Consider the following 21,190-nt stretch of genomic DNA (forward strand, 5'->3'; position numbering starts at 1 on the left):
AGAAAAACGCCACGGATGAAAGTCCGTGGCGTTTTCTTTTGTGCTGCCGAATCATGCGGGGCGAAGATTGTTGGCGTAGCGATGCGCGCGGTTCGCTGACATCGCTGAAGTCGCTCACGCCAGCCACGCCGACCACACCAGCCACACTGATTCGCCCCACCAATCGACGTCCCGCACCACGCACCCGCGGCCAGCCTTCACGCGCCCGGCACGCTCACCCGCGCATCCCTCACTGTCCATCCCCGCAAAAAACAAAACGCCACGGCACCCCGTGGCGTTTCTCGTTACCGCTTCGCGCCGTCACCCGGCGCGTGGCGATCAGTGATGCACGTCGACGGGACGTCCGTCGAAGTCGTGTCCGGCGCGGCGGATGTCGCAGCGCGCATCCTTTTCGCCTTTCACGCCGTTGAACACGATGTTCAGGATCACGGCCGACGCGGACGCCAGCAGGATGCCGCTGTGCAGGATCGGCGCGAGCGCGGGCGGCAGCTTCGAGAAGAAGTGCGGCGACACGACCGGCACGAGCCCCATGCCGACGCTCACGGCGACGATGAACAGATTGTGCGTGTTGTTCACGAAGTCGACCTTCGACAGCACCTTGATGCCGTTCGCCGCGACCATCCCGAACATCACGATGCCCGCGCCGCCGAGCACGAACGGCGGCACCGATGCGACGACCTGCGCCATCTTCGGGAACAGCCCGAGCAGCACGAGGATCACGCCGCCCGTCGCGCACACGAAGCGGCTCTTCACGCCCGTCACGCCGATCAGCCCGACGTTCTGCGAGAACGACGTATGCGGGAACGAGTTGAAGATGCCGCCGATCAGCGTGCCGAGGCCGTCGACGCGCAGGCCGCGCACGAGGCGCTCCTGGTTGACCGGGCGATCGACCATGTCGCCGACCGCGAGGAACATGCCGGTCGATTCGATGAACGTGACGAACATCACCGTGACCATCGTCACGATCGACAGCGGGTCGAAATGCGGCAGGCCGAAGTGGAACGGCATCACGAAGCCGACCCACGGTGCGTGCGCGACGCCGTCGGTATTCACGCGGCCGATCGCGAACGCGATCGCGAAGCCGGCGACGATGCCGAGCAGCACCGAGATGTTCGCGATGAAGCCGCGGCCGAATTTGTTGATCAGCAGGATCAGCGTGAGCACCAGCAGGGACAGGCCGAGATAGACGGGGCTGCCGTACTCGGGGTTGCCGACGCCGCCGGCCGCCCAGTTGATGCCCACTTCCATCAGCGACAACCCGATCACCGCGATCACGGTGCCGACCACCACCGGCGGGAAGAACCGCAACAGCTTGCCGATCATCGGTGCCAGCACGATGCCGATGATGCCGGCCGCGATGGTCGAGCCGAAGATGTCGAGGATGCCGAGGCCGGGATTCGTGCCGATCGCGATCATCGGGCCGACGGCCGCGAACGTGCAGCCCATGATGACGGGCAGGCGGATCCCGAAGATCCACAGGCCGAGCGTCTGGATCAGCGTGGCGATGCCGCACGAAAACAGATCGGCGCTGATCAGGAACGCGATCTGGTCTTTCGGCAGCTTGAGCGCGGCGCCGACGATAAGCGGCACGGCGACAGCGCCGGCGTACATGACGAGGACGTGCTGCAGGCCAAGCGTTACCAGCTTGCCGGTCGGCAGCACCTCATCGCACGGATGGACCGTGTTCGATTGCATCTGTCTCACTCCATGATCTTGTTTTCGGGGTGATACGAAGTTATTCGGAATGAATCCATGCAACAAGAGCGCTGGGTACTATTCCGCTCTTTGCTGGTTCGATATGCCAATTCGGCATGGAACAGGGTGTCGATCATCGGGAAACTGCCGCAGGAGTGAGGTTCCCCGGTTTTATAGCCCTTCAAAATAGCGCCGGCCCCCATGCCAAATATAGGTCGCCTTATGGTGTGTATCGGGTGGGCCGCATAGTGGCAAAAAGTGCCTGCTGAAAATCGTGCCGGGTTAACCCGCGAACGGCCGTCTTTGCCCGCAAGGTGCAGCCGGGTGACACCCGGCAGGCGACGGCCGTTCCGTCATGCCGCGACAGCTACAGAAAACGGGGCGCGCATCGCGGTCCCGTTATCATGGCTATCCGTTCATTCGAATTCGCCCACACGTCATGCGCCTGCTCGGAATCGACCTCGGCACCGGCTCCGTCAAACTCGTCACGCTCGATGCCGGCGGCGTCGAGCGCGCGGTCGCGAGCGAACCTTATGCGCTGTCGTCGCCGCGGCCGGGCTGGGCCGAGATCGCCCCCGATACCTGGTGGCACGCGCTCGTGCGCGCGGCCGCGCGGTTGCCGGCCGTCGAGCGCGCGCAGGTCGCGGCGATCGGCTTCTCGGGGCAGATGCACGGGGTCGTGCTGATCGACGCGGCCGGGCAACCGGTACGGCCCGTGCTGCTGTGGCCTGACACGCGCGCGGTGCGCGAAGCGAACGCGCCCGCGTGGCACGCCGCCGGTCTGCCCGTTGCGCCGAATCCCGTCGCGCCCGGCATGGCCGGCCCGCTGCTGCGCTGGCTGGCCGTGCACGAACCCGATGCGCTGCGCGCCGCGCGCTGGGCCGTGCAGCCGAAGGACTGGCTGCGCATCGCGCTGGGCGGCGACGTCGCGGCCGATCCGAGCGACGCCTGTGCGACCGCGCTCGCGACGCCCGACGGCAGGTGGGATACCGCGTTGATCGACACGCTCGGGCTGCCGGCCGACCGCTTCGCGCCGGTTCGCGCGTCGACCGCGCGCTGCGGCGCGCTCGGCGCGCACGCGGCGGCCGCGCTCGGGCTGCCGGCCGGCGTGCCGCTCGCGACGGGCGCGGCCGACACCGCATGCGCGGCGCTCGGCAGCGGGCTCGCCGCCGCCGGCGATGCGCTGCTGACGACGGGCAGCGGCGGCCAGATCGTCGTGCTCGCCGACACGCTGCCGCCCGCGCGGCGCGGGCTGCATCGCTATCGCGCGGCGGCCGGCGTCGGCTATTACACGATGGCCGCGATGCAGAACGTCGGGCTGGCGCTCGAAGCGGTGCGCGGCTGGCTCGGCTACGCGCAGTGGACCGATGCGTACGACGATGCGTTTGCCCACGATGCGTCGGAGCGCCTGTGCTTCCTGCCGTACCTGACGGGCGAGCGTTCGCCGTGGATGAACCCCGATGCGCGCGGCGGCTGGCTCGGTCTCGGGCTCGGCGACACGCGCGGCGCGATGATGCGCGCCGCGTTCGAGGGCGTCGCGTTCGCGTTGCGCGCCGGGCTCGATGCGATCCGCGACGCCGATCGCCGCGACCCGGTCGCGACCTTGCGTCTCGCAGGCGGCGGCTCGGTCGATCCGCGCTGGCGCCAGCTGCTGGCCGATGCGCTGGGCGCATCGCTCCACGCGATCGACTGCCCGAACGCCGCGACGCGCGGTGCCGCGCTGCTCGCGGGCGTCGCGATCGGGCACTGGCGGGAGGACGCGCTGCACGCGCTGGCGCCGGCCGCGTCGCCGGTGGCCGAGCCGCGCGACGATCGCGCGCTGGCCGCGCGCCGTGCGCGCTTTGTCGATCTGTATGCGCGAACGGATGCATGGTTCACGACGGGCGTTTAAACTCGAGCACTTGTTCTTTTGCGTCAGCGATGACGCATCGTGGCAAGCCGGCGACCGTTTCCCGCACGCGATGCGTGGCCGGACCGGCGATCATGGCGAGCACGCGATTCTTTCGCCGTGCCGCGCGCGACGCCGCGCGGCACGGCTTCGACAGCTTTGCATGGAACCCGGTGCGAAGCATGCGCCCGGCGTCGGTTCTCGCGCCCACGCCGGTCGACACGAGCGCTGACGCGCCAACCCGGGCCGACCTCACACACAGACAGGAGTCACACGATGAAGACGAAAGCCGCGATTGCATGGAAGGCGGGTGCGCCGCTGACGATCGAGGAAGTCGATCTGGAAGGGCCGCGCGCCGGCGAAGTGCTGATCGAGGTGAAGGCGACGGGCATCTGTCACACCGACTACTACACGCTGTCGGGCGCCGATCCGGAAGGGATCTTCCCGGCGATCCTCGGCCATGAAGGCGCGGGCGTGGTGGTCGACGTCGGCCCCGGCGTCGGCACCGTGAGAAAGGGCGACCACGTGATTCCGCTCTACACGCCCGAATGCCGCGAGTGCAAGTTCTGCCTGTCGCGCAAGACCAACCTGTGCCAGAAGATCCGCGCGACGCAGGGCAAGGGCCTGATGCCGGACGCGACTTCGCGCTTCTCGCTCGACGGCAAGCCGCTGTTCCACTACATGGGCACGTCGACGTTCTCGAACTACATCGTCGTGCCGGAAATCGCGGTCGCGAAGGTGCGCGAGGACGCGCCGTTCGACAAGATCTGCTACATCGGCTGCGGCGTGACGACGGGCGTCGGCGCGGTCGTGTACTCGGCGAAGGTCGAGGCCGGTGCGAACGTGGTCGTGTTCGGCCTCGGCGGGATCGGCCTGAACGTGATCCAGGGCGCGAAGATGGTCGGCGCGGACAAGATCATCGGCGTCGACATCAACCCGAAGCGCGTCGAGCTCGCGAAGAAGTTCGGGATGACGCACTTCATCAACCCGAACGAAGTCGAGAACGTCGTCGACCATATCGTGCAGCTGACCGACGGCGGCGCCGACTACTCGTTCGAATGCGTCGGCAACGTGAAGCTGATGCGCCAGGCGCTCGAATGCACGCACAAGGGCTGGGGCCAGTCGTTCATCATCGGCGTGGCGGCAGCGGGCGAGGAAATCAGCACGCGTCCGTTCCAGCTGGTGACGGGCCGCGAGTGGAAGGGCTCGGCGTTCGGCGGCGCGCGCGGGCGCACCGACGTGCCGAAGATCGTCGACTGGTACATGGAAGGCAAGATCAACATCGACGACCTGATCACGCACACGCTGCCGCTCGAGCGGATCAACGAAGGCTTCGATCTGATGAAGGCCGGCGAGTCGATCCGTTCTGTCGTGCTGTACTGACCGGGAGCGCACCGCGATGCTCGAACTCGTTTCCTCGCATGCGTGCCACGGCGGCGAGCAGCGTTTCTACCGTCACGCGTCGGCGGCCATCGGCCTGCCGATGAAGTTCTCGGTGTACCTGCCGCCGCAGGCCGCGCAGGGGCGCGTGCCGGCGCTGTTCTATCTCGCGGGGCTCACGTGCACCGACGAGACTTTCCCGATCAAGGCCGGCGCGCAGCAATACGCGGCGCAGCACGGGATCGCGCTCGTGATGCCCGACACGAGCCCGCGCGGCGCGGGCGTGCCGGGCGAGACCGATGCGTGGGACTTCGGCGTCGGCGCGGGCTTCTACGTCGATGCGACCGAAGCGCCGTGGTCGACGCATTACCGGATGGAGTCGTACGTGACGGGCGAGCTGCGCGAACTCGTTGCGGCCGAGCTGCCGATCGACGGCGCGCGGGTCGGGATCTTCGGCCACTCGATGGGCGGGCACGGTGCGCTGACGCTCGCGTTGCGCCATCCGGGCCTGTACCGGTCGGTGTCGGCGTTCGCGCCGATCGCCGCGCCGACGCGCTGCCCGTGGGGCGAAAAGGCGTTCTCGGGCTACCTCGGCGCCGATCGCGAAGCGTGGAAGGCGCACGACGCAAGCGAGCTGGTCGCGCGTGCGGACGCGCCGAAGTTCGCGGAAGGCATCCTCGTCGATCAGGGGCTCGCCGATCAGTTCCTCGCGAACCAGCTGAATCCGGACGTGTTCGAAGCCGCCTGCGCGAAGGCCGGCCAGCCGCTGACGCTGCGCCGCCATCCGGGCTACGATCACGGCTACTACTTCATCTCGACGTTCATCGCCGATCACCTCGCGCATCACGCGAGCGTGCTTGTGCGGTGAGAGAAACGGGAAGCAGGTGACGCAAGCCTCGCCACACGCGATGGCGGGCGCATGAGAAAACGCCGGCGCTGCCCTCGGGCACGCCGGCGTTTTTCACTTCGTCGGGCGATGATCTGCCAGGCGGCGATCAGTGACGCCGCAACAAGCTCGCGCCGTACACGAGCGCCGACAGCGCGGTGATCCAGAAGCTCGTCGGCCAGTCGGTGTGATACGCGAGCACGATGCCGGCCCACGCTTCGAACAACGCGAACAGCGCGGCAAGCAGCACGCCGGTCGACAGCCGCGTCGACACGTTCTGCGCAGCCGCCGCCGGCCCGACCAGTAGCGTGAACACCAACAGCACGCCGACGATCTGCGTCGCCGCGGCCACCGCGAGCGCGCACACCGCGAGGAACAGCATCGACACCGCGCGCAGCGACACGCCCTTGGCTTCGGCCAGCTCGGGCTGCAGCGACGCGAACAGCAACGGCCGCGCGATCAGCGCGAGCGCGGCGAGGCTCACCGCGCCGATGCCGGCGAGCACCGCGAGCGTGTCGCGGCTCACCGCGAGCACGTTGCCGAACAGCAGCGCGGTGACCTGCGTCGCGAACGACGTATAGAAATGCAGGAACAGCAGCCCGAAGCCGAGCGCACCCGACAGGATCACGCCGATCGCGACGTCGCGGCCCGCGAGCCTTTCGCCGAGGGCGCCCATCCCGACGCCCGCCGCGAGCGTGAAGCCGACCATCCCCCAGATCGGCGAGATGCCGAGCAGCACCGCGCCCGTCGCACCGGTGAAGCCGACGTGCGACAGCGCATGGCCGGCGAACGTCTGCCCGCGCAGCACCAGGAAATAGCCGACGATGCCCGCGAGCACCGCGACGATCCCCGCCGCCGCGAAGGCGTTGATCATGAAATCGTATTCAAACATCGTGCGAATGCCCGGGATGAGCGTGTCCGTGGTGATGATGGCCGTGGCCGCCGCCACCGCCGTGCGAGTGGCCGTCGTCGTCCTCGTGTTCGTGGTCGTGCTTCTCGATCTCGACGTCGCCCGACATCACGAAGATCCTGCCGTTCACGCGCATCACGTCGATCGGTGAACCGTAGAGCCGCGACAGCACCGGCTTCGTGATCACCTCGTCGACGGTGCCGAGCGCCGCGACGCCGTTGCCGAGATACAGCACGCGGTCGAGCGCGTTCAGCAGCGGATTCAGTTCGTGCGCGGAGAACAGCACGGTGATGCCGAGCTCGCGCTGCACATTGCGCACGAGTTCGACCACGCCGCGCTGGTGGTTCGGATCGAGGCTGATCAGCGGCTCGTCGAGCAGCAGCAGCTTCGGGTTGCCGAGCAGGCATTGCGCGAGCAGCAGGCGCTGCCGCTCGCCGCCCGACAGTTCCGACAGCGGCCGGCGCGCGAGCGTTTGGCCGCCGACGAGGTCGAGCACGCGATCGACGTCGCGGCGCGTCGCGGCATTCGTGTGCGGCAGCCCCCAGCGGTGGCCGTCGGCGGCCATCGCGACGAAGTCGTAGCCGCGCATCCGGCGGCTCGCGAGGCCGCTGCGGATCTGCGGCATGTAGCCGATCGACGCGTTGCCGCGCGCGACCGGCACGCCGCCCACCGACAGCGTGCCGGCCGATACGGGCACGAGCCCGAGCACGGCGCGCATCAGCGTGGTCTTGCCCGCGCCGTTCGGCCCGAGCACGCCGACGAATTCGCCGGGCTCGATCGAGAAGCTGACGTCGCGCAGGATCGCGCGTCCGCCCAGTTCGAGCGTGACGCGATCGACGGCGAGGGCGTGAGGGGTTGCGGTCATGTCGTGACGGTCGTTTATTGCTTGCCGGCAGCGAGCGCGGCCGAGAGCGCGTCGAGCTGGGCGGCCATCCATTGCTGGAAGGTCTTGCCCGCCGGCTGCGTCTCGGTGACGCTGACGGTCGGCACGCCGCCGTCGTGCGCGATCTTCAGCATGCGCTTGGTCATCGGCTCTTCAGCCTGGCTGTTGTAGATCAGCACGCGCACCTGCTTCTTGCGCAGGTCGTTCTCGAACGCGGCGACGTCCTGCGCGCTCGCTTCGGTGTCGTTCATCGTCGCGAGCTGGAAGCGCAGGTTGCGCATGTCGAGGCCGATCGCGTCGGACATGTAGCCGAACACGGGCTCGGTGGCCGTGACCGGCAGCCCCTTGTACTGCGCGCGCAGCGCGGCGACCTTGTCGTCGACGGGCTTCAGCGATGCGACGAACTTCTGCAGGTTCGCGTCGTATTCGGTCTTGTTCGCCGGATCGGCACGGCCGAGCGCTGCCGCAATCGCGCGCGCGGCGGCCGGCATCGTCGCCGGGTCGTACCACAGGTGCGGGTTGTCGCCGGCTTTCTTGCCGACCAGATCGGCGACGACGATCGTCGCGCGCTTCGCCTGCTTCGACGCGCCGAGCAGCTTGCCCATCCACGGATCGTAGTTGGCGCCGTTGTAGATCACGACCTGCGCATGCTGGAGTGCGCGGGCCGTCTTCGGGCTCGCTTCGAACAGGTGCGGGTCCTGGTCCGGATTGCTGAGGATGCTCGTCACCGCGACGTGGCTGCCGCCGATCTGCGACGCGACGTCGCCGTAGAAATTCTCGGCGGCGACGACGTTGACGGTCGCGGCCTGCGCGAACGCGGGCGCCGCGAGCGACAGCGCGGCAACGGCGGCGGCGAGCCAGCGGACAGGCGACAGGGCGCGCCGCGGCGCGCGCTTCAGGGCAATGGACATGGAACTCCTCGTTGGAAGGGGCGGTACGGGTGCCGTGCGATACGCGTCAGCGCTGCGCGGGCTTTTGCTTGCAGTGCCCGCACAGGCCGCTCAGCTCGACGACCTGATGGTGGACTTCGAAACCGTGCGCGGGCTCGCTCGCGGACAACTGCTTCGCGAGGTCGCCGCCGGGAATCTCGACGGTGTCGCCGCACGAATCGCAGATCAGGAACTGGCCTTCGTGCGGCACGCCGATCTCGCAGCATGCGAAGAACGCGTTCTTCGATTCGATCCGGTGGATGAAGCCGTGCTCGACGAGGAAATCCAGCGCGCGATAGACGGTCGTGGGCGGCACGCGGCCGCGCTGCGGTTCGAGTTCGGCGAGCAGGTCGTACGCGCCGATCGGGCGCTGCGCGGCCAGCACGCGTTCGTAGACCTGACGGCGCAACGGCGTCCACGCGAGCCCGTGCTCGGCGGCGAATGCGTCGGCCCGGGACAGCCGGGCGTCATTGGACGATGAGGTAGCCATGGCGTGAAGCAGCGCGATGAAACAAAGTACGGCGATGATATAACGTATCGCCGCGCCGTGCAGCGCGAATTCCCTTTCCGCCCTCGCTCCGTTCCCTTCATCACCGATTCGACCGCGCCGCACCGTGCGGGCTGCGCCTTGCCGGGCGCGCGCGGCGGCCCGTTGCCGTGCGTCGTTGTGCGGCGGCGCATCATAGAAAGCCGTCACGCCGCCTTGACAGCGCGAATCGCGTATCCGATCATTCGATCACTAACAGAGCAATTGATCGGCTAGCGAGCGTTCGCTCACCTCGCCAGCCGTCGTCAAGCAGAACGAACCGGAGACAGCCAGTGAGACTGGAAGACAAGGTCGCGATCCTGACGGGCGCCGCAAGCGGCATCGGCGAAGCGGTCGCGCAACGCTATCTGGACGAGGGCGCGCGCTGCGTGCTGGTCGACGTGAAGCCGGCGGACGGGTCGCTCGCGCGGCTCATCGAGGCGAATCCCGGCCGCGCGGTGGCCGTCACCGCGGACGTTACGCGCCGCCACGACATCGAGCGCATCGTCGCCACGGCGATCGAGCGCTTCGGCGGCGTCGACATCCTGTTCAACAATGCGGCGCTGTTCGACATGCGCCCGCTCCTCGACGAATCGTGGGACGTGTTCGACCGGCTGTTCGCGGTCAACGTGAAGGGGCTGTTCTTTCTGATGCAGGCGGTCGCGCAGCGCATGGTCGAGCAGGGGCGTGGCGGCAAGATCGTCAACATGTCGTCGCAGGCCGGACGGCGCGGCGAGGCGCTCGTTTCGCACTATTGCGCGACCAAGGCGGCGGTGATCAGCTACACGCAGTCGGCCGCGCTCGCGCTCGCGCCGCACCGGATCAACGTGAACGGCATCGCGCCGGGCGTCGTCGATACCCCGATGTGGGAGCAGGTCGACGCGCTGTTCGCGCGCTACGAGAACCGGCCGCTCGGCGAGAAGAAGCGGCTCGTCGGCGAAGCCGTGCCGCTCGGCCGTATGGGCGTGCCGGGCGACCTGACGGGCGCCGCGCTGTTTCTCGCGTCGTCCGATGCCGACTACATCACCGCCCAGACGCTGAACGTCGACGGCGGCAACTGGATGAGCTGACATGGCGCCGCTCGCCCGCACCAACCGCCGGCCGGCGCGTGACGCAGCGGCAGCGCCGCACGCCGCGGCTGCCGCCGTTGCTCGAGGAGGGGTCGCCTGATGGCCGAGATCGTCGTCGCCGGCGAACTGCTGGCGGAATTCGTCGCCGCCGAGCGCGGCCAGGGTTTCGATACGCCGGGTCAGTTCGCGGGACCGTTTCCGAGCGGCGCACCGGCGATCTTCGCCGACCAGGCCGCACGGCTCGGCGCACGCGTCGCGTATGCGGGCTGCGTCGGCCGCGACGCGTTCGGCGACGCGATCGTCGCGCGGCTCGAACGCGACGGCGTCGACGTCGCGCGCATCCGCCGCGTCGCACGTCCGACCGGCACCGCATTCGTCGCGTATCGCGACGACGGCTCGCGCAGCTTCGTCTTCAGCCTGTCCACCAGCGCGGCCGCGTGCGTCGATGCATCCGACGTCGATACCGCGATGTTCGACGGCTGCCGCTACTTCCACGTGATGGGCTCGTCGCTGACGAGCGAATCCGCGATCGCGGCGGTGCAGCGCGGCGTGATCGAGGCCGCGCGCGCCGGCGCGAAGGTGTCGTTCGATCCGAACGTGCGCCCCGAGATGCTGAGCTTCCGGCCGATGCGCGCGGCGCTCGACGAGATGCTCGCGGCCTGCCACCTGTTCCTGCCGAGCGAAGCCGACCTGCCGTTCTTCTGCGGACCGCAGCCGGCCGAGCGCGCGATCGCGGGCCTGCTCGCGACCCATCCGCTGCTCGAGCGCGTCGTGCTGAAACGCGGCGCGCAAGGCAGCGTCGCGTTCGACCGCGCGAATCGCGCCGAAGCGCCGGCGTTCGCGGTCGACGAAATCGACCCGACCGGCGCCGGCGACTGCTTCGGCGGCACGCTGGTCGCGAGCCTCGTCGCAGGCGTGCCGATCGACGTCGCGCTGCGCCGCGCGAACGCGGCAGGCGCGATCGCGGTCACACGGCGCGGGCCGATGGAAGGCAACAGCAGCGCGGCCGAGATCGACCGTTTCCTGACCGAACGAGGTGTCGCATGTCCGGCCTGACGACCTTCGCCGAACGCCCGCGCACCGCCCATGCGGACGCCGTGCTGCGGATGATCTTCGATGCGAACCGCGCGGATGCGCAGCGCGGCATCTATTCGATCTGCAGCGCGCACCGGCTCGTGCTGGAAGCCGCGTGCGAAGCCGCGCGCGCGGACGGTTCGCCGCTGCTGATCGAGGCGACCTGCAATCAGGTGAACCATCTCGGCGGCTATACGGGCATGACGCCCGTCGATTTCCGCCGCGACGTCGACGCGATCGCCGCGCGTTGCGGGCTGGCGCCGTCGGCGCTCGTGCTCGGCGGCGATCATCTCGGCCCGAATCCGTGGCGGCATCGCCGCGCGGCCGACGCGATGCGCGAAGCCGGCGCGATGGTCGCCGCGTACGTCGAGGCCGGCTTCGAAAAGATCCATCTCGATGCGAGCATGGCGTGCGCGGACGATCCCGCGCGGCTCGACGATCGCACGATCGCCGCGCGCGCGGCCGAGCTGTGCCGTGCGGCGGAAGAGGCGGCTGCGCGCGCCGGCATCGCGCCCGTCTACGTGATCGGCACCGAAGTGCCGACGCCGGGCGGCGAACTCGGCGGCAGCGACGGCGATGCGGCGATCGCGCGGATCGCGGTCACGCGCGCCGACAGCATCGCGGCGACGCTCGACGCGCACCGCCGTGCGTTCGCCGCGGCCGGGCTCGACGCGGCGTGGGCGCGCGTCGTCGCGATCGTCGCGCAGCCGGGCGTCGACTTCGACGATCGCCACGTGCTCGACTACGACAGCGCGAAGGCCGCGTCGCTCGGCGCGAGTATCCTGCAGACACCGCGCCTCGTGTTCGAAGCGCATTCGACCGACTACCAGACCGAGGGCGCGCTCGCCGCGCTGGTGCGCGACCACTTCGCGGTGCTGAAGGTCGGGCCCGCGCTGACGTTCGCGTTGCGCGAGGCGCTGTTCGCGCTGACCTTCATCGAGGATGCGTTGATCGGTGAGCCCGCGCAGCGCTCGCGGTTGCGCGACGTGGTCGACGCCGCGATGCGCGCGCAGCCCGAGCACTGGGCGCCGTACTACCGCGGCGACGAGACCGAGCAGCGGCTCGCGCGCCAGTTCAGCTACAGCGACCGGATCCGCTACTACTGGCTGCAGCCGGCCGTCGCGGCCGCGGTCGAGCAGCTGTTCGACAACCTTGCGCGGCAGGCGGTGCCGGAGACGCTCGTCGCGCAGTGGCTGCCGGACGTGTATGCGGCATGCCGCGCGGGCGGGCTCGCCAGGGAGCCGCGCGCGTGGGTGCGCCACCGGATACGCGACGTGATCGCGCACTACGCGCGCGCGTGCGGAATGCAGCGGCCGGCATGACGGGCCGCGAACGAAACGCAGTACCGACGACACTTCGAACAAACACAGGAGACATGCCATGCAACGAAAGATGCTCGATGCCGCCGCACGCTGTTTCGCCGGAGCCGCGCTCGCGACGGCGGCCTGCGCCGCGTCCGCCGGCACGGTGACGATCGCGACGCTGAACAACCCGGACATGATCGAGTTGAAGAAGCTGTCGCCGGCGTTCGAGAAGGCGAACCCGGACATCAAGCTGAACTGGGTGATCCTCGAGGAGAACGTGCTGCGTCAGCGCGCGACCACCGACATCACGACCGGCAGCGGCCAGTTCGACGTGATGGCGATCGGCACCTACGAGGCGCCGCAGTGGGGCAAGCGCGGCTGGCTCGCGCCGATCACGGGCCTGCCTGCCGACTACGACCTGAACGACATCGTGAAGACCGCGCGCGACAGCCTGTCGTACAACGGCCAGCTGTATGCGCTGCCGTTCTACGTCGAGAGCTCGATGACGTTCTACCGCAAGGACCTGTTCGCGGCGAAGGGGCTGAAGATGCCCGACCAGCCGACCTACGACCAGATCGCCGAATTCGCGGACAAGCTCACCGACAAGGCGAAGGGCACCTACGGGATCTGCCTGCGCGGCAAGGCCGGCTGGGGCGAGAACATGGCGTACGTGTCGACGGTCGTGAACACGTTCGGCGGGCGCTGGTTCGACGAGAACTGGAATGCGCAGCTCACGTCGCCCGAGTGGAAGAAGGCGATCACGTTCTACGTGAACCTGCTGAAGAAGAACGGCCCGCCGGGAGCGAGCTCGAACGGCTTCAACGAGAACCTGACGCTGACGGCCTCCGGCAAGTGCGCGATGTGGATCGACGCGACGGTCGCGGCCGGCATGCTCTACAACAAGCAGCAGTCGCAGGTGGCGGACAAGATCGGCTTCGCGGCCGCGCCGGTCGCCGTCACGCCGAAGGGCTCGCACTGGCTGTGGGCGTGGGCGCTGGCCGTGCCGAAGACGTCGAAGCAGCAGGACGCCGCGCGCAAGTTCATCGCGTGGGCGACGTCGAAGCAGTACATCGAGATGGTCGGCAAGGACGAAGGCTGGGCGTCGGTGCCGCCTGGCACGCGCACGTCGACCTATCAGCGTGCCGAGTACAAGGCCGCCGCGCCGTTCTCGGACTTCGTGCTGAAGGCGATCGAGACGGCCGACCCGAACGATCCGTCGCTGAAGAAGGTGCCGTACACGGGCGTGCAGTACGTCGGGATTCCTGAATTCCAGTCGTTCGGCACGGTGGTCGGCCAGTCGATCGCGGGTGCGGTGGCCGGCCAGATGACGGTCGATCAGGCGCTCGCCGCCGGGCAGGCCGCCGCCGATCGCGCGGTGCGCCAGGCCGGCTACAAGAAGTAACGCGGCCCGCACCGTGCGCGATGGCGCACGGTGCGCGTCGTCGAAGCTGACAGGCGGGCAGGCTTTCGCGCCCGCGCATCAACCGGAGGGACTCCGATCATGCGTCACCTGCGTCTTCCCCTGAGCCATGCTCACGCCCCGTCGGTCGGCGACGCGTCGTCGCCGCCGGGCGCGCCGCGTCGCGCGCGCGGCGGCGCGAGCTGGCTCGTCTCGCCGTCCGTCGCGGTGCTGCTGCTGTGGATGTCGATTCCGCTCGCGATGACGATCTGGTATTCGTTCTCGCGCTACAACCTGCTGAACCCGGACGTGAAGGGCTTCGCCGGGTTCGACAACTACCGCTTCCTCGCGACCGATCCGTCGTTCCTGCCCGCGATCTGGCACACGCTCGTGCTGATCGGCGCGGTGCTCGCGATCACGGTGATCGGCGGCGTGCTGATGTCCGTGCTGTTCGACCGCAAGTTCTACGGGCAGGGCGTCGCGCGCCTGCTCGCGATCGCGCCGTTCTTCGTGATGCCGACGGTGTCCGCGCTGATCTGGAAGAACATGATCCTGCACCCGGTGTACGGGCTCGTCGCGACCGCGATGCGCGCGCTCGGGATGACGCCGATCGACTGGTTCGCCGATTACCCGCTCACCGCGGTGATCATCATCGTCGCGTGGCAGTGGCTGCCGTTCGCGTTCCTGATCCTGTTCACCGCGATCCAGTCGCTCGACCAGGAGCAGAAGGAAGCCGCGCGCATCGACGGCGCGGGCCCGATCGCGATGTTCTTCTACATCACGCTGCCGCACCTGAAGCGCGCGATCGCGGTGGTCGTGATGATGGAGACGATCTTCCTGCTGTCGATCTTCGCGGAAATCTACACGACGACCGGCGGCGGCCCCGGCGACGCGACGACCAACCTGTCATATCTGATCTACGCGCTCGGCCTGCAGCAGTTCGACGTCGGCCTCGCGTCCGCCGGCGGCATCATTGCCGTCGTGGTCGCGAACGTCGTGTCGTTCTTCCTCGTGCGGATGCTCGCGCGCAACCTGAAGGGGGAGTACGAGAAATGAGCGACCTGACCCTGGAAGGCCGGCGCACGCCGGCCGTGTTCGACCTCGTGCGGCGCGCGCTGCCCGGCACGCTCGCGTGGCTGATCGCGCTGCTGCTGTTCTTCCCGATCTTCTGGATGGCGATCACCGCGTTCAAGACCGAGCAGCAGGCGTATGCGTCGACGCTGTTCTTCATGCCGACGCTCGACAGCTTCCGCGAGGTGTTCGCGCGCAGCAACTACTTCTCGTTCGCGTGGAATTCGGTGCTGATCTCGGCGGGCGTCACGGTGATCTCGCTGCTGTTCGCGGTGCCGGCCGCGTACGCGATGGCGTTCTTCCCGAACCACCGCACGCAGAAGGTGCTGCTGTGGATGCTGTCGACGAAGATGATGCCGTCGGTCGGCGTGCTCGTGCCGATCTACCTGCTGTGGAAGAACGCCGGGCTGCTCGATACCGTATCGGGCCTCGTGATCGTCTACACGCTGATCAACCTGCCGATCGCGGTGTGGATGACCTTCACGTACTTCAACGAGATTCCGAAGGACATCCTGGAAGCCGGACGCATCGACGGCGCGTCGACGTGGCAGGAGATCGTCTACCTGCTGATGCCGATGGCGCTGCCGGGGCTCGCGTCCACCGCGCTGCTGCTGGTGATCCTGTCGTGGAACGAGGCGTTCTGGAGCATCAACCTGTCGAGCTCGAACGCGGCGCCGCTGACCGTGTTCATCGCGTCGTACTCGAGCCCTGAAGGGCTGTTCTGGGCCAAGCTGTCCGCCGCTTCGCTGCTCGCGGTCGCGCCGATCCTGATCGTCGGCTGGCTGTCGCAGAAGCAGCTCGTGCGCGGGCTCACGTTCGGAGCGGTCAAATGACGACGAACGTCCTGATCTGCGATTGCGACGGCGTATTGATCGACAGCGAGGCGGTGGCGGCCGACGTGCTCGTGCGCGAGCTCAATGCGCGCTGGCCGGGCATCGACGCGCGGCCGGCCGTGATGCCGCTGCTCGGGCTGCGCATCGAGCGCGTGCTGGCCGGCGCGGGCGAAGCGCTGGGCCGCACGCTGTCGAACGACGACGTCGCCGACATCCGCGCGGCGGTGGAGGACGCGGCCGTCAATGCGCCGATGGTCGACGGCATCGATGCGGCGCTGGCGGCGATCGAACTGACGAAGGCGTGCGCGAGCAACAGCTACCGCGCGTACGTCGACGCGGCGCTCGCGCGCACCGGCCTCGCGCGCTTCTTCGGCGACCGGCTGTTCTGCGCGGACGCCGTCGCGCGGCCGAAGCCGGCGCCGGACGTGTATCTCGCGGCCGCGCGCACGCTCGGCGTCGCGCCTGCGCAGTGCCTCGTGGTCGAGGACAGCGCGACCGGTATCACAGCGGCCGCCGCGGCCGGCATGACCGTGCTCGGCTTCGTCGGCGGCGGGCATGCGTCGGCCGCGCAGATCGACGCGCTGCGCGGGATCGGCGCGCGTCACGTATTCGACGACATGCACGAGCTGCCCGGCTACGTCGCGCGCTGGCAGGCGACCGGCGCGGTGCTGCCGAACTAGCCACCCCGAATGATTGCGCGCCGCGTTCGACGCGGCGCATCACGAACGAACGGAGACAGATCATGGCAAGCGTGCTCCTGCGCAACATCGCAAAGCGCTACGACGAGACCGAAGTGCTGCGCAACGTGAACCTCGACATCGCCGACGGCGAATTCGTCGTGTTCGTCGGCCCGAGCGGCTGCGGCAAATCCACGCTGATGCGGATGATCGCGGGCCTCGAGGATATTTCCAGCGGCGAGCTGCTGATCGACGGCGCGAAGGTCAACGACGTGCCGAGCGCGAAGCGCGGCATCGCGATGGTGTTCCAGTCGTATGCGCTGTATCCGCACATGACGCTGTACGACAACATGGCGTTCGGCCTGAAGCTCGCCGGCGCGAAGAAGCCGGAAATCGACCAGGCCGTGAAGCAGGCCGCGAAGATCCTGCACATCGACCACCTGCTCGACCGCAAGCCGAAGCAGCTGTCGGGCGGCCAGCGGCAGCGCGTCGCGATCGGCCGCGCGATCACGCGCAAGCCGAAGGTGTTCCTGTTCGACGAGCCGCTGTCGAACCTCGACGCCGCGCTGCGCGTGAAGATGCGGCTGGAGTTCGCGCGGCTGCACGACGAGCTGAAGACGACGATGATCTACGTGACGCACGACCAGGTCGAGGCGATGACGCTCGCGGACAAGATCGTCGTGCTGTCGGGCGGCGCGGTGCAGCAGGTCGGCACGCCGAACGCGCTGTATCACGCGCCGGCGAACCTGTTCGTCGCGGGCTTCATCGGTTCGCCGAAGATGAACTTCCTGAAAGGCACGGTCGAATCGGTCGATGCGGGCGGCGTGCTCGTGCGTTTCGACAGCGGCGAGACACAGCGCGTCGCGGTGGACGCGGCGGCGCTGCAGCGCGGCGCGGCGGTGACGGTCGGCGTGCGGCCCGAGCACCTCAAAGTCGAAACGGCGGCTACCGGCGTGGCCGCGAAGACGATGGCCGTCGAGTCGCTCGGCGATGCCGCGTATCTGTATGCGGAGTCGGCGGTCGCGCCGGACGGGTTGATCGCGCGGATTCCGCCGCTCGACACGTACCGCACCGGCGAGGCGCTGCGCGTGCACGCGCAGGCCGAGCACTGCCATCTGTTCGACGAAAACGGGCAGGCGTTCCGGCGGCTGAGCGTGCACGCGAAGGCAGCGTGATGCGTCGGCACGTGCGCCTGCGGTGCTTAGAGGCGCAGGTGCCCGGCCACGTAGTCGACGAACGCGCGCAGCTTCGGCGTCGGATGGCGGCCTGACGGCCACAGTACGTAGAACGGCGTGCGGCTCTCGACGTGTTCGTCGAGCACCGTGCGCAGCGTGCCGTCGGCCAGCGCGTCATGTACGAAAAACTCGGGCAGGCATGCGATGCCGAGCCCGCGCAGCGCGAAGCACAGCCGTGTTTCCGCGTTGTTGCTGACCATCGATACCGGCACCTCCGGCGGTGTGCCGGCGCGCGACGCGCGCAACGGCCAGATCTCGAGCCGGCCGCTGCTGGGGAAGCGGTAGTGCAGGCAGCGGTGCCGCGCGAGATCGGCTGGCGTGAGTGGCGTGCCGTGCCGCTCGAGGTAGTCGGGCGACGCGACGAGGTGCTGGCGGAAATGGCCGAGCAGCCGCGACGACAGCCGCGAATCCGACGGTTGGCCGGTGCGCAGCACAGCGTCGAACCCTTCGTCGACCACGTCGACGAGCCGGTCGCTGAAATCGATGTCGAGCTCGATCTCCGGATACGCAGCCATGAAATCGGCGAGCACCGGCAGCAGCAGCGTGCCGATCGTCGGCAGGCTCACGCGCAGCCGCCCGCGCGGCGCTTCGGCGCTGTGCGTCAGTTCCTGCTCGGCCGCGTCGATCTCCGCGATCACGCGCCGGCACCGTTCGAGAAAGCGCGCGCCTTCGGCCGTCAGCGTGATGCTGCGCGTGCTGCGGTGAAACAGTCGCACGTTGAGGCGCGCTTCCAGGCGCGCGATGCGCTTGCCGATCGCCGAGGCCGACAGCCCGAGCGCGCGGCCGGCCGCGACGAAGCTGCGTGTTTCCGCGACCTGAACGAATACGACGAAACCGCCCAGATTTTCCATGCAGGTTCCCGATTGTGGACATCGATGTCCGGAGTGTCCGGAACTCTACCCCGGTTTTTCTTCACGCGTCGGCTCCCTACGATGGGCGTTCTTTCATCGTTCGAGGTCACGCCATGTCATCCCTGCCTGTCACCACCCACCGCGGAGAACCGGACGCCGCGCTGCGCGCGCGGCTCGACGCCGTGCTCGATCGCGCGCTGGCCGACGCGCGCGTGGTCGGCGCGGTCGTGCTGGTCGCCCGCGACGGCGAATTGCGTTATGCACGCGCGGCCGGGCTGGCCGATCGCGAAGCCGGCACGCCGATGCGCGAGGGCACGGTGTTCCGGCTCGCGTCGGTGTCGAAGCCGATCGTGACGGCCGCCGCGATGCGGCTGGTCGCGGCAGGCCGCATCGGGCTCGACGAGCCGGTCGCGCGCTGGTTGCCCGCGTTCACGCCGACGCTCGCGGACGGCACGCCGGTGAACATCACGTTGCGGCATCTGCTGTCGCATACGGCCGGCCTCGGCTATCGCTTCTTCGAAGCGGACGGCGACGGCCCGTATGCGCGTGCAGGCGTATCCGACGGGATGGATCGCGCGAGCCAGTCGCTCGCCGAGAACGTGCGGCGCATCGCCGGTGTGCCGCTGCAGTTCGCGCCCGGCACGTCGTGGGGCTACTCGCTCGCGACCGAAGTGGTGGGTGCGTTGATCGAAGCGGTCGACGGCCGCCCGCTCGCGCAGGCGGTGGCCGCGCTCGTCACGACGCCGCTCGGGATGACCGATACCGGATTCGTCGCGCCCGACGCCGCGCACGTCGCGACGCCTTACGTGAGCACGCCAGGCGCGCCGCGCCGGATGGCCGACGACGATCTCGTGCCGGTGTTCGACGGCACGGTCGGCATCCGCTTCGAGCCGGCGCGCGCGTTCGATGCCACCGCGTGGCCATCAGGCGGCGCGGGCATGGTCGGCACCGCACACGACTGCCTGACGCTGCTCGATACGCTGCGCACGGGCCTCGACGGCTGGCTCGCACCGCGCTGGATCGACGAGATGGCGCGGGTGCAGCCGGGCGCGCACGACTTGCCGGATGCGCCGGGATTCGGTTTCGGGCTCGGCTTTTCGGTGCTGCGCGATCCGGCGGCCGCGCAGTCGCCGGAGTCGGTCGGCACCTGGCGCTGGGGCGGCGCATACGGGCATGCGTGGTTCGTCGACCGTGCGGCCGGGCTGACGGTCGTCGCGCTGACCAATACGTTGTACGAAGGGATGCACGGGCGCATCGTCACCGACGTGCGCGATGCGGTGTATGGCGTCGACGACCGGAGCGCGGCATGAGCGAATGCGTATCCGCTTCCCCGTCCGTTTCCGTGTCGGGGGCCGACCGGGCTGCCGATTCTGCAGCCGGCTCGTCTGCACCGGGCCGCGCGCGCCTGCCCGTCGCGAACCTGCTCGCGCTTGCCACCGCCGGCTTCATCACGGTGCTCACCGAAGCGCTGCCGGCCGGCCTGCTGCCGCTGATGAGCGTCGACCTGCGCGTGACCGAGGCGCTGATCGGCCAGCTCGTGACCGTGTATGCGCTCGGCTCGATCGTCGCGGCGATTCCGCTCGTCGCCGCGACGCGCGCGATGCGCCGGCGCGGCCTGCTGCTCGCGGCGCTCGCCGGGTTCGTCGTGTCGAATGCGGTGACGGCCGCGTCGCCGTACTACGCGCTCACGCTGGCCGCGCGCTTCGTCGCCGGGATGTCGGCCGGGCTGCTGTGGGCGCTGCTGGCGGGCTACGCGAGCCGGCTGGTCGACCCGTCGCTGCGCGGCCGGGCGATCGCGGTCGCGATGCTCGGCATACCGGCAGCAATGTCGATCGGCATTCCGGCCGGCACCGCTGTCGGCGCGACGTTCGGCTGGCGCGTCGCGTTCGCGGCCATCACGGTCGCGGCGCTCGCGCTGATCGGCTGGATCCGCTTGCGCGTACCCGATTACCCGGGGCAGCAGGCCGGCGCACGCGAGCCGGTGCTCGGCGTGATGACGCTGCCCGGCGTGCGGCCGGTGCTGACCGTGATGTTCGCGTACGTGCTTGCGCACAACATGCTGTACACATACGTTGCGCCGTTTCTCGCCGGCGTGCGGATGGGCGCGCAGATCGATGCGGTGCTGCTGGTGTTCGGTATCGCGTCGCTCGCCGGCATTGCGCTGACGGGCGCCTGGATCGGCGCCGCGCAGCGACGCCTGACGCTCGCCAGCATCGCGCTGTTCGCGGTCGCGGCGGCGATGCTCGGCGCCGGTTCCGGAATGGTGATCGTCTACGTGGGCGTCGCGTTGTGGGGGCTCGCGTTCGGCGGCGCGCCGACGCTGTTCCAGACCGCTGCCGCGAATGCGGCAGGGGAGTCGGCCGACGTCGCGCAATCGATGCTCGTGACGGTGTGGAATCTCGCGATCGCCGGCGGCGGCATCGCGGGCGGGATGCTGCTCGGCGCGACCGGCGCGGGCGCGATTCCGTGGGTGCTCGTCGCGCTGCTGGCGGCTGCGTGGGTCGGCGCGTGGCGTGCGCGCCGCCATGCGTTTCCGGTGCCGCACGGGGCTTGAGCGTTCGACTGCCGCGCGCGGTGCG

The 21,190-nt window shown here is 69.1% G+C and carries 20 protein-coding genes; 14 read left to right on the forward strand and 6 right to left on the reverse strand.

Features of this window, described 5'->3' with window-relative positions:
* Positions 1-318 precede the first annotated feature (318 nt).
* Positions 319-1,695: a nucleobase:cation symporter-2 family protein gene (locus HWX08_RS14365; protein ID WP_069257461.1), complete on the reverse strand. Its 1,377-nt coding sequence runs from the start codon at positions 1,693-1,695 to the stop codon at positions 319-321.
* A gap of 439 nt (positions 1,696-2,134) precedes the next feature.
* Here HWX08_RS14365 and HWX08_RS14370 point away from each other — a divergent pair, with 439 nt between their 5' ends.
* The 3 genes from HWX08_RS14370 (at position 2,135) to fghA (ending at position 5,831) form a co-directional block, all read left to right on the forward strand.
* Complete coding sequence (locus tag HWX08_RS14370; protein WP_175807070.1) at positions 2,135-3,586, forward strand: xylulokinase; 1,452 nt, start codon at positions 2,135-2,137, stop codon at positions 3,584-3,586.
* Positions 3,587-3,859: 273 nt separating this feature from the next.
* Positions 3,860-4,966, forward strand: coding sequence for an S-(hydroxymethyl)glutathione dehydrogenase/class III alcohol dehydrogenase (locus HWX08_RS14375; RefSeq protein ID WP_006483756.1), 1,107 nt, complete (start codon positions 3,860-3,862; stop codon positions 4,964-4,966).
* A 16-nt stretch (positions 4,967-4,982) separates the two neighbouring features.
* The gene (gene fghA, locus HWX08_RS14380; RefSeq protein WP_174923156.1) at positions 4,983-5,831 is read left to right on the forward strand and encodes an S-formylglutathione hydrolase; all 849 of its coding nucleotides are present in this window, start codon (positions 4,983-4,985) and stop codon (positions 5,829-5,831) included.
* A gap of 127 nt (positions 5,832-5,958) precedes the next feature.
* Here fghA and HWX08_RS14385 read toward each other — a convergent pair whose 3' ends face one another.
* The 4 genes from HWX08_RS14385 to HWX08_RS14400 are packed head-to-tail and all read right to left on the reverse strand — an operon-like array spanning position 5,959 to position 9,061.
* The gene (locus HWX08_RS14385; RefSeq protein WP_069257458.1) at positions 5,959-6,741 is read right to left on the reverse strand and encodes a metal ABC transporter permease; all 783 of its coding nucleotides are present in this window, start codon (positions 6,739-6,741) and stop codon (positions 5,959-5,961) included.
* Complete coding sequence (locus HWX08_RS14390; RefSeq protein ID WP_069257457.1) at positions 6,734-7,624, reverse strand: ABC transporter ATP-binding protein; 891 nt, start codon at positions 7,622-7,624, stop codon at positions 6,734-6,736. The genes HWX08_RS14385 and HWX08_RS14390 overlap by 8 nt, the downstream gene beginning before the upstream one ends.
* 14 nt (positions 7,625-7,638) lie before the next feature.
* Positions 7,639-8,553, reverse strand: a complete 915-nt coding sequence (locus tag HWX08_RS14395) for a metal ABC transporter solute-binding protein, Zn/Mn family (RefSeq protein WP_174923154.1) — start codon at positions 8,551-8,553, stop codon at positions 7,639-7,641.
* A 46-nt stretch (positions 8,554-8,599) separates the two neighbouring features.
* Positions 8,600-9,061 (reverse strand): Fur family transcriptional regulator, encoded by a 462-nt coding sequence (locus HWX08_RS14400; RefSeq protein ID WP_174923160.1) that lies wholly within the window; start codon positions 9,059-9,061, stop codon positions 8,600-8,602.
* 3 nt (positions 9,062-9,064) lie between these two features.
* Between HWX08_RS14400 and HWX08_RS14405 the strand changes: the two genes are divergently transcribed.
* The 9 genes from HWX08_RS14405 to HWX08_RS14445 all read left to right on the forward strand — a co-directional run bounded on the left by HWX08_RS14405 (position 9,065) and on the right by HWX08_RS14445 (position 17,700).
* Entirely contained in the window at positions 9,065-9,334 is a 270-nt protein-coding gene (locus HWX08_RS14405; RefSeq protein ID WP_175807072.1) for a hypothetical protein, read from the forward strand.
* Between the two features lie 56 nt (positions 9,335-9,390).
* The gene (locus tag HWX08_RS14410) at positions 9,391-10,167 is read left to right on the forward strand and encodes an L-iditol 2-dehydrogenase (RefSeq protein ID WP_174923148.1); all 777 of its coding nucleotides are present in this window, start codon (positions 9,391-9,393) and stop codon (positions 10,165-10,167) included.
* 99 nt (positions 10,168-10,266) lie between these two features.
* Positions 10,267-11,223: a sugar kinase gene (locus HWX08_RS14415; RefSeq protein ID WP_174923146.1), complete on the forward strand. Its 957-nt coding sequence runs from the start codon at positions 10,267-10,269 to the stop codon at positions 11,221-11,223.
* Positions 11,211-12,563, forward strand: a complete 1,353-nt coding sequence (locus tag HWX08_RS14420) for a D-tagatose-bisphosphate aldolase, class II, non-catalytic subunit (RefSeq protein ID WP_174923144.1) — start codon at positions 11,211-11,213, stop codon at positions 12,561-12,563. The genes HWX08_RS14415 and HWX08_RS14420 overlap by 13 nt, the downstream gene beginning before the upstream one ends.
* Positions 12,564-12,621: 58 nt before the next feature.
* On the forward strand, positions 12,622-13,947 hold the full coding sequence (locus HWX08_RS14425) for an ABC transporter substrate-binding protein (RefSeq protein ID WP_174923142.1): 1,326 nt from the start codon (positions 12,622-12,624) through the stop codon (positions 13,945-13,947).
* Positions 13,948-14,046: 99 nt separating this feature from the next.
* Complete coding sequence (locus tag HWX08_RS14430; RefSeq protein WP_174923140.1) at positions 14,047-15,000, forward strand: carbohydrate ABC transporter permease; 954 nt, start codon at positions 14,047-14,049, stop codon at positions 14,998-15,000.
* The gene (locus HWX08_RS14435; RefSeq protein WP_174923139.1) at positions 14,997-15,848 is read left to right on the forward strand and encodes a carbohydrate ABC transporter permease; all 852 of its coding nucleotides are present in this window, start codon (positions 14,997-14,999) and stop codon (positions 15,846-15,848) included. Before HWX08_RS14430 ends, HWX08_RS14435 begins: the two co-directional genes overlap by 4 nt.
* Complete coding sequence (locus HWX08_RS14440; protein ID WP_174923137.1) at positions 15,845-16,528, forward strand: HAD family hydrolase; 684 nt, start codon at positions 15,845-15,847, stop codon at positions 16,526-16,528. Before HWX08_RS14435 ends, HWX08_RS14440 begins: the two co-directional genes overlap by 4 nt.
* A 62-nt stretch (positions 16,529-16,590) precedes the next feature.
* Complete coding sequence (locus HWX08_RS14445) at positions 16,591-17,700, forward strand: ABC transporter ATP-binding protein (protein ID WP_174923135.1); 1,110 nt, start codon at positions 16,591-16,593, stop codon at positions 17,698-17,700.
* 26 nt (positions 17,701-17,726) lie between these two features.
* Here the strand turns inward: HWX08_RS14445 and HWX08_RS14450 are convergent, their stop codons facing one another.
* Positions 17,727-18,611, reverse strand: a complete 885-nt coding sequence (locus HWX08_RS14450; RefSeq protein WP_069257446.1) for a LysR family transcriptional regulator — start codon at positions 18,609-18,611, stop codon at positions 17,727-17,729.
* A gap of 113 nt (positions 18,612-18,724) precedes the next feature.
* On the opposite strand from HWX08_RS14450, the gene HWX08_RS14455 reads away from it, so the two are divergent.
* Positions 18,725-19,921, forward strand: coding sequence for a serine hydrolase domain-containing protein (locus HWX08_RS14455; protein WP_174923133.1), 1,197 nt, complete (start codon positions 18,725-18,727; stop codon positions 19,919-19,921).
* Positions 19,918-21,165: an MFS transporter gene (locus HWX08_RS14460; protein WP_244122751.1), complete on the forward strand. Its 1,248-nt coding sequence runs from the start codon at positions 19,918-19,920 to the stop codon at positions 21,163-21,165. The genes HWX08_RS14455 and HWX08_RS14460 overlap by 4 nt, the downstream gene beginning before the upstream one ends.
* Positions 21,166-21,190 lie beyond the last annotated feature (25 nt).

The organism is Burkholderia metallica (genome assembly GCF_902832845.1).
GTDB classification, from domain to species: domain Bacteria; phylum Pseudomonadota; class Gammaproteobacteria; order Burkholderiales; family Burkholderiaceae; genus Burkholderia; species Burkholderia metallica.

What these genes read in the sequence shown, in the direction of transcription:
- HWX08_RS14365 (WP_069257461.1), bottom strand. Translation starts at nt 1,695, where the DNA reads ATGCAATCGAACACGGTCCATCCGTGCGATGAGGTGCTGCCGACCGGC.
- HWX08_RS14370 (WP_175807070.1), top strand. Translation starts at nt 2,135, where the DNA reads ATGCGCCTGCTCGGAATCGACCTCGGCACCGGCTCCGTCAAACTCGTC.
- HWX08_RS14375 (WP_006483756.1), top strand. Translation starts at nt 3,860, where the DNA reads ATGAAGACGAAAGCCGCGATTGCATGGAAGGCGGGTGCGCCGCTGACG.
- fghA (WP_174923156.1), top strand. Translation starts at nt 4,983, where the DNA reads ATGCTCGAACTCGTTTCCTCGCATGCGTGCCACGGCGGCGAGCAGCGT.
- HWX08_RS14385 (WP_069257458.1), bottom strand. Translation starts at nt 6,741, where the DNA reads ATGTTTGAATACGATTTCATGATCAACGCCTTCGCGGCGGCGGGGATC.
- HWX08_RS14390 (WP_069257457.1), bottom strand. Translation starts at nt 7,624, where the DNA reads ATGACCGCAACCCCTCACGCCCTCGCCGTCGATCGCGTCACGCTCGAA.
- HWX08_RS14395 (WP_174923154.1), bottom strand. Translation starts at nt 8,553, where the DNA reads ATGTCCATTGCCCTGAAGCGCGCGCCGCGGCGCGCCCTGTCGCCTGTC.
- HWX08_RS14400 (WP_174923160.1), bottom strand. Translation starts at nt 9,061, where the DNA reads ATGGCTACCTCATCGTCCAATGACGCCCGGCTGTCCCGGGCCGACGCA.
- HWX08_RS14415 (WP_174923146.1), top strand. Translation starts at nt 10,267, where the DNA reads ATGGCCGAGATCGTCGTCGCCGGCGAACTGCTGGCGGAATTCGTCGCC.
- HWX08_RS14420 (WP_174923144.1), top strand. Translation starts at nt 11,211, where the DNA reads ATGTCCGGCCTGACGACCTTCGCCGAACGCCCGCGCACCGCCCATGCG.
- HWX08_RS14425 (WP_174923142.1), top strand. Translation starts at nt 12,622, where the DNA reads ATGCAACGAAAGATGCTCGATGCCGCCGCACGCTGTTTCGCCGGAGCC.
- HWX08_RS14430 (WP_174923140.1), top strand. Translation starts at nt 14,047, where the DNA reads ATGCGTCACCTGCGTCTTCCCCTGAGCCATGCTCACGCCCCGTCGGTC.
- HWX08_RS14435 (WP_174923139.1), top strand. Translation starts at nt 14,997, where the DNA reads ATGAGCGACCTGACCCTGGAAGGCCGGCGCACGCCGGCCGTGTTCGAC.
- HWX08_RS14440 (WP_174923137.1), top strand. Translation starts at nt 15,845, where the DNA reads ATGACGACGAACGTCCTGATCTGCGATTGCGACGGCGTATTGATCGAC.
- HWX08_RS14445 (WP_174923135.1), top strand. Translation starts at nt 16,591, where the DNA reads ATGGCAAGCGTGCTCCTGCGCAACATCGCAAAGCGCTACGACGAGACC.
- HWX08_RS14450 (WP_069257446.1), bottom strand. Translation starts at nt 18,611, where the DNA reads ATGGAAAATCTGGGCGGTTTCGTCGTATTCGTTCAGGTCGCGGAAACA.
- HWX08_RS14455 (WP_174923133.1), top strand. Translation starts at nt 18,725, where the DNA reads ATGTCATCCCTGCCTGTCACCACCCACCGCGGAGAACCGGACGCCGCG.
- HWX08_RS14460 (WP_244122751.1), top strand. Translation starts at nt 19,918, where the DNA reads ATGAGCGAATGCGTATCCGCTTCCCCGTCCGTTTCCGTGTCGGGGGCC.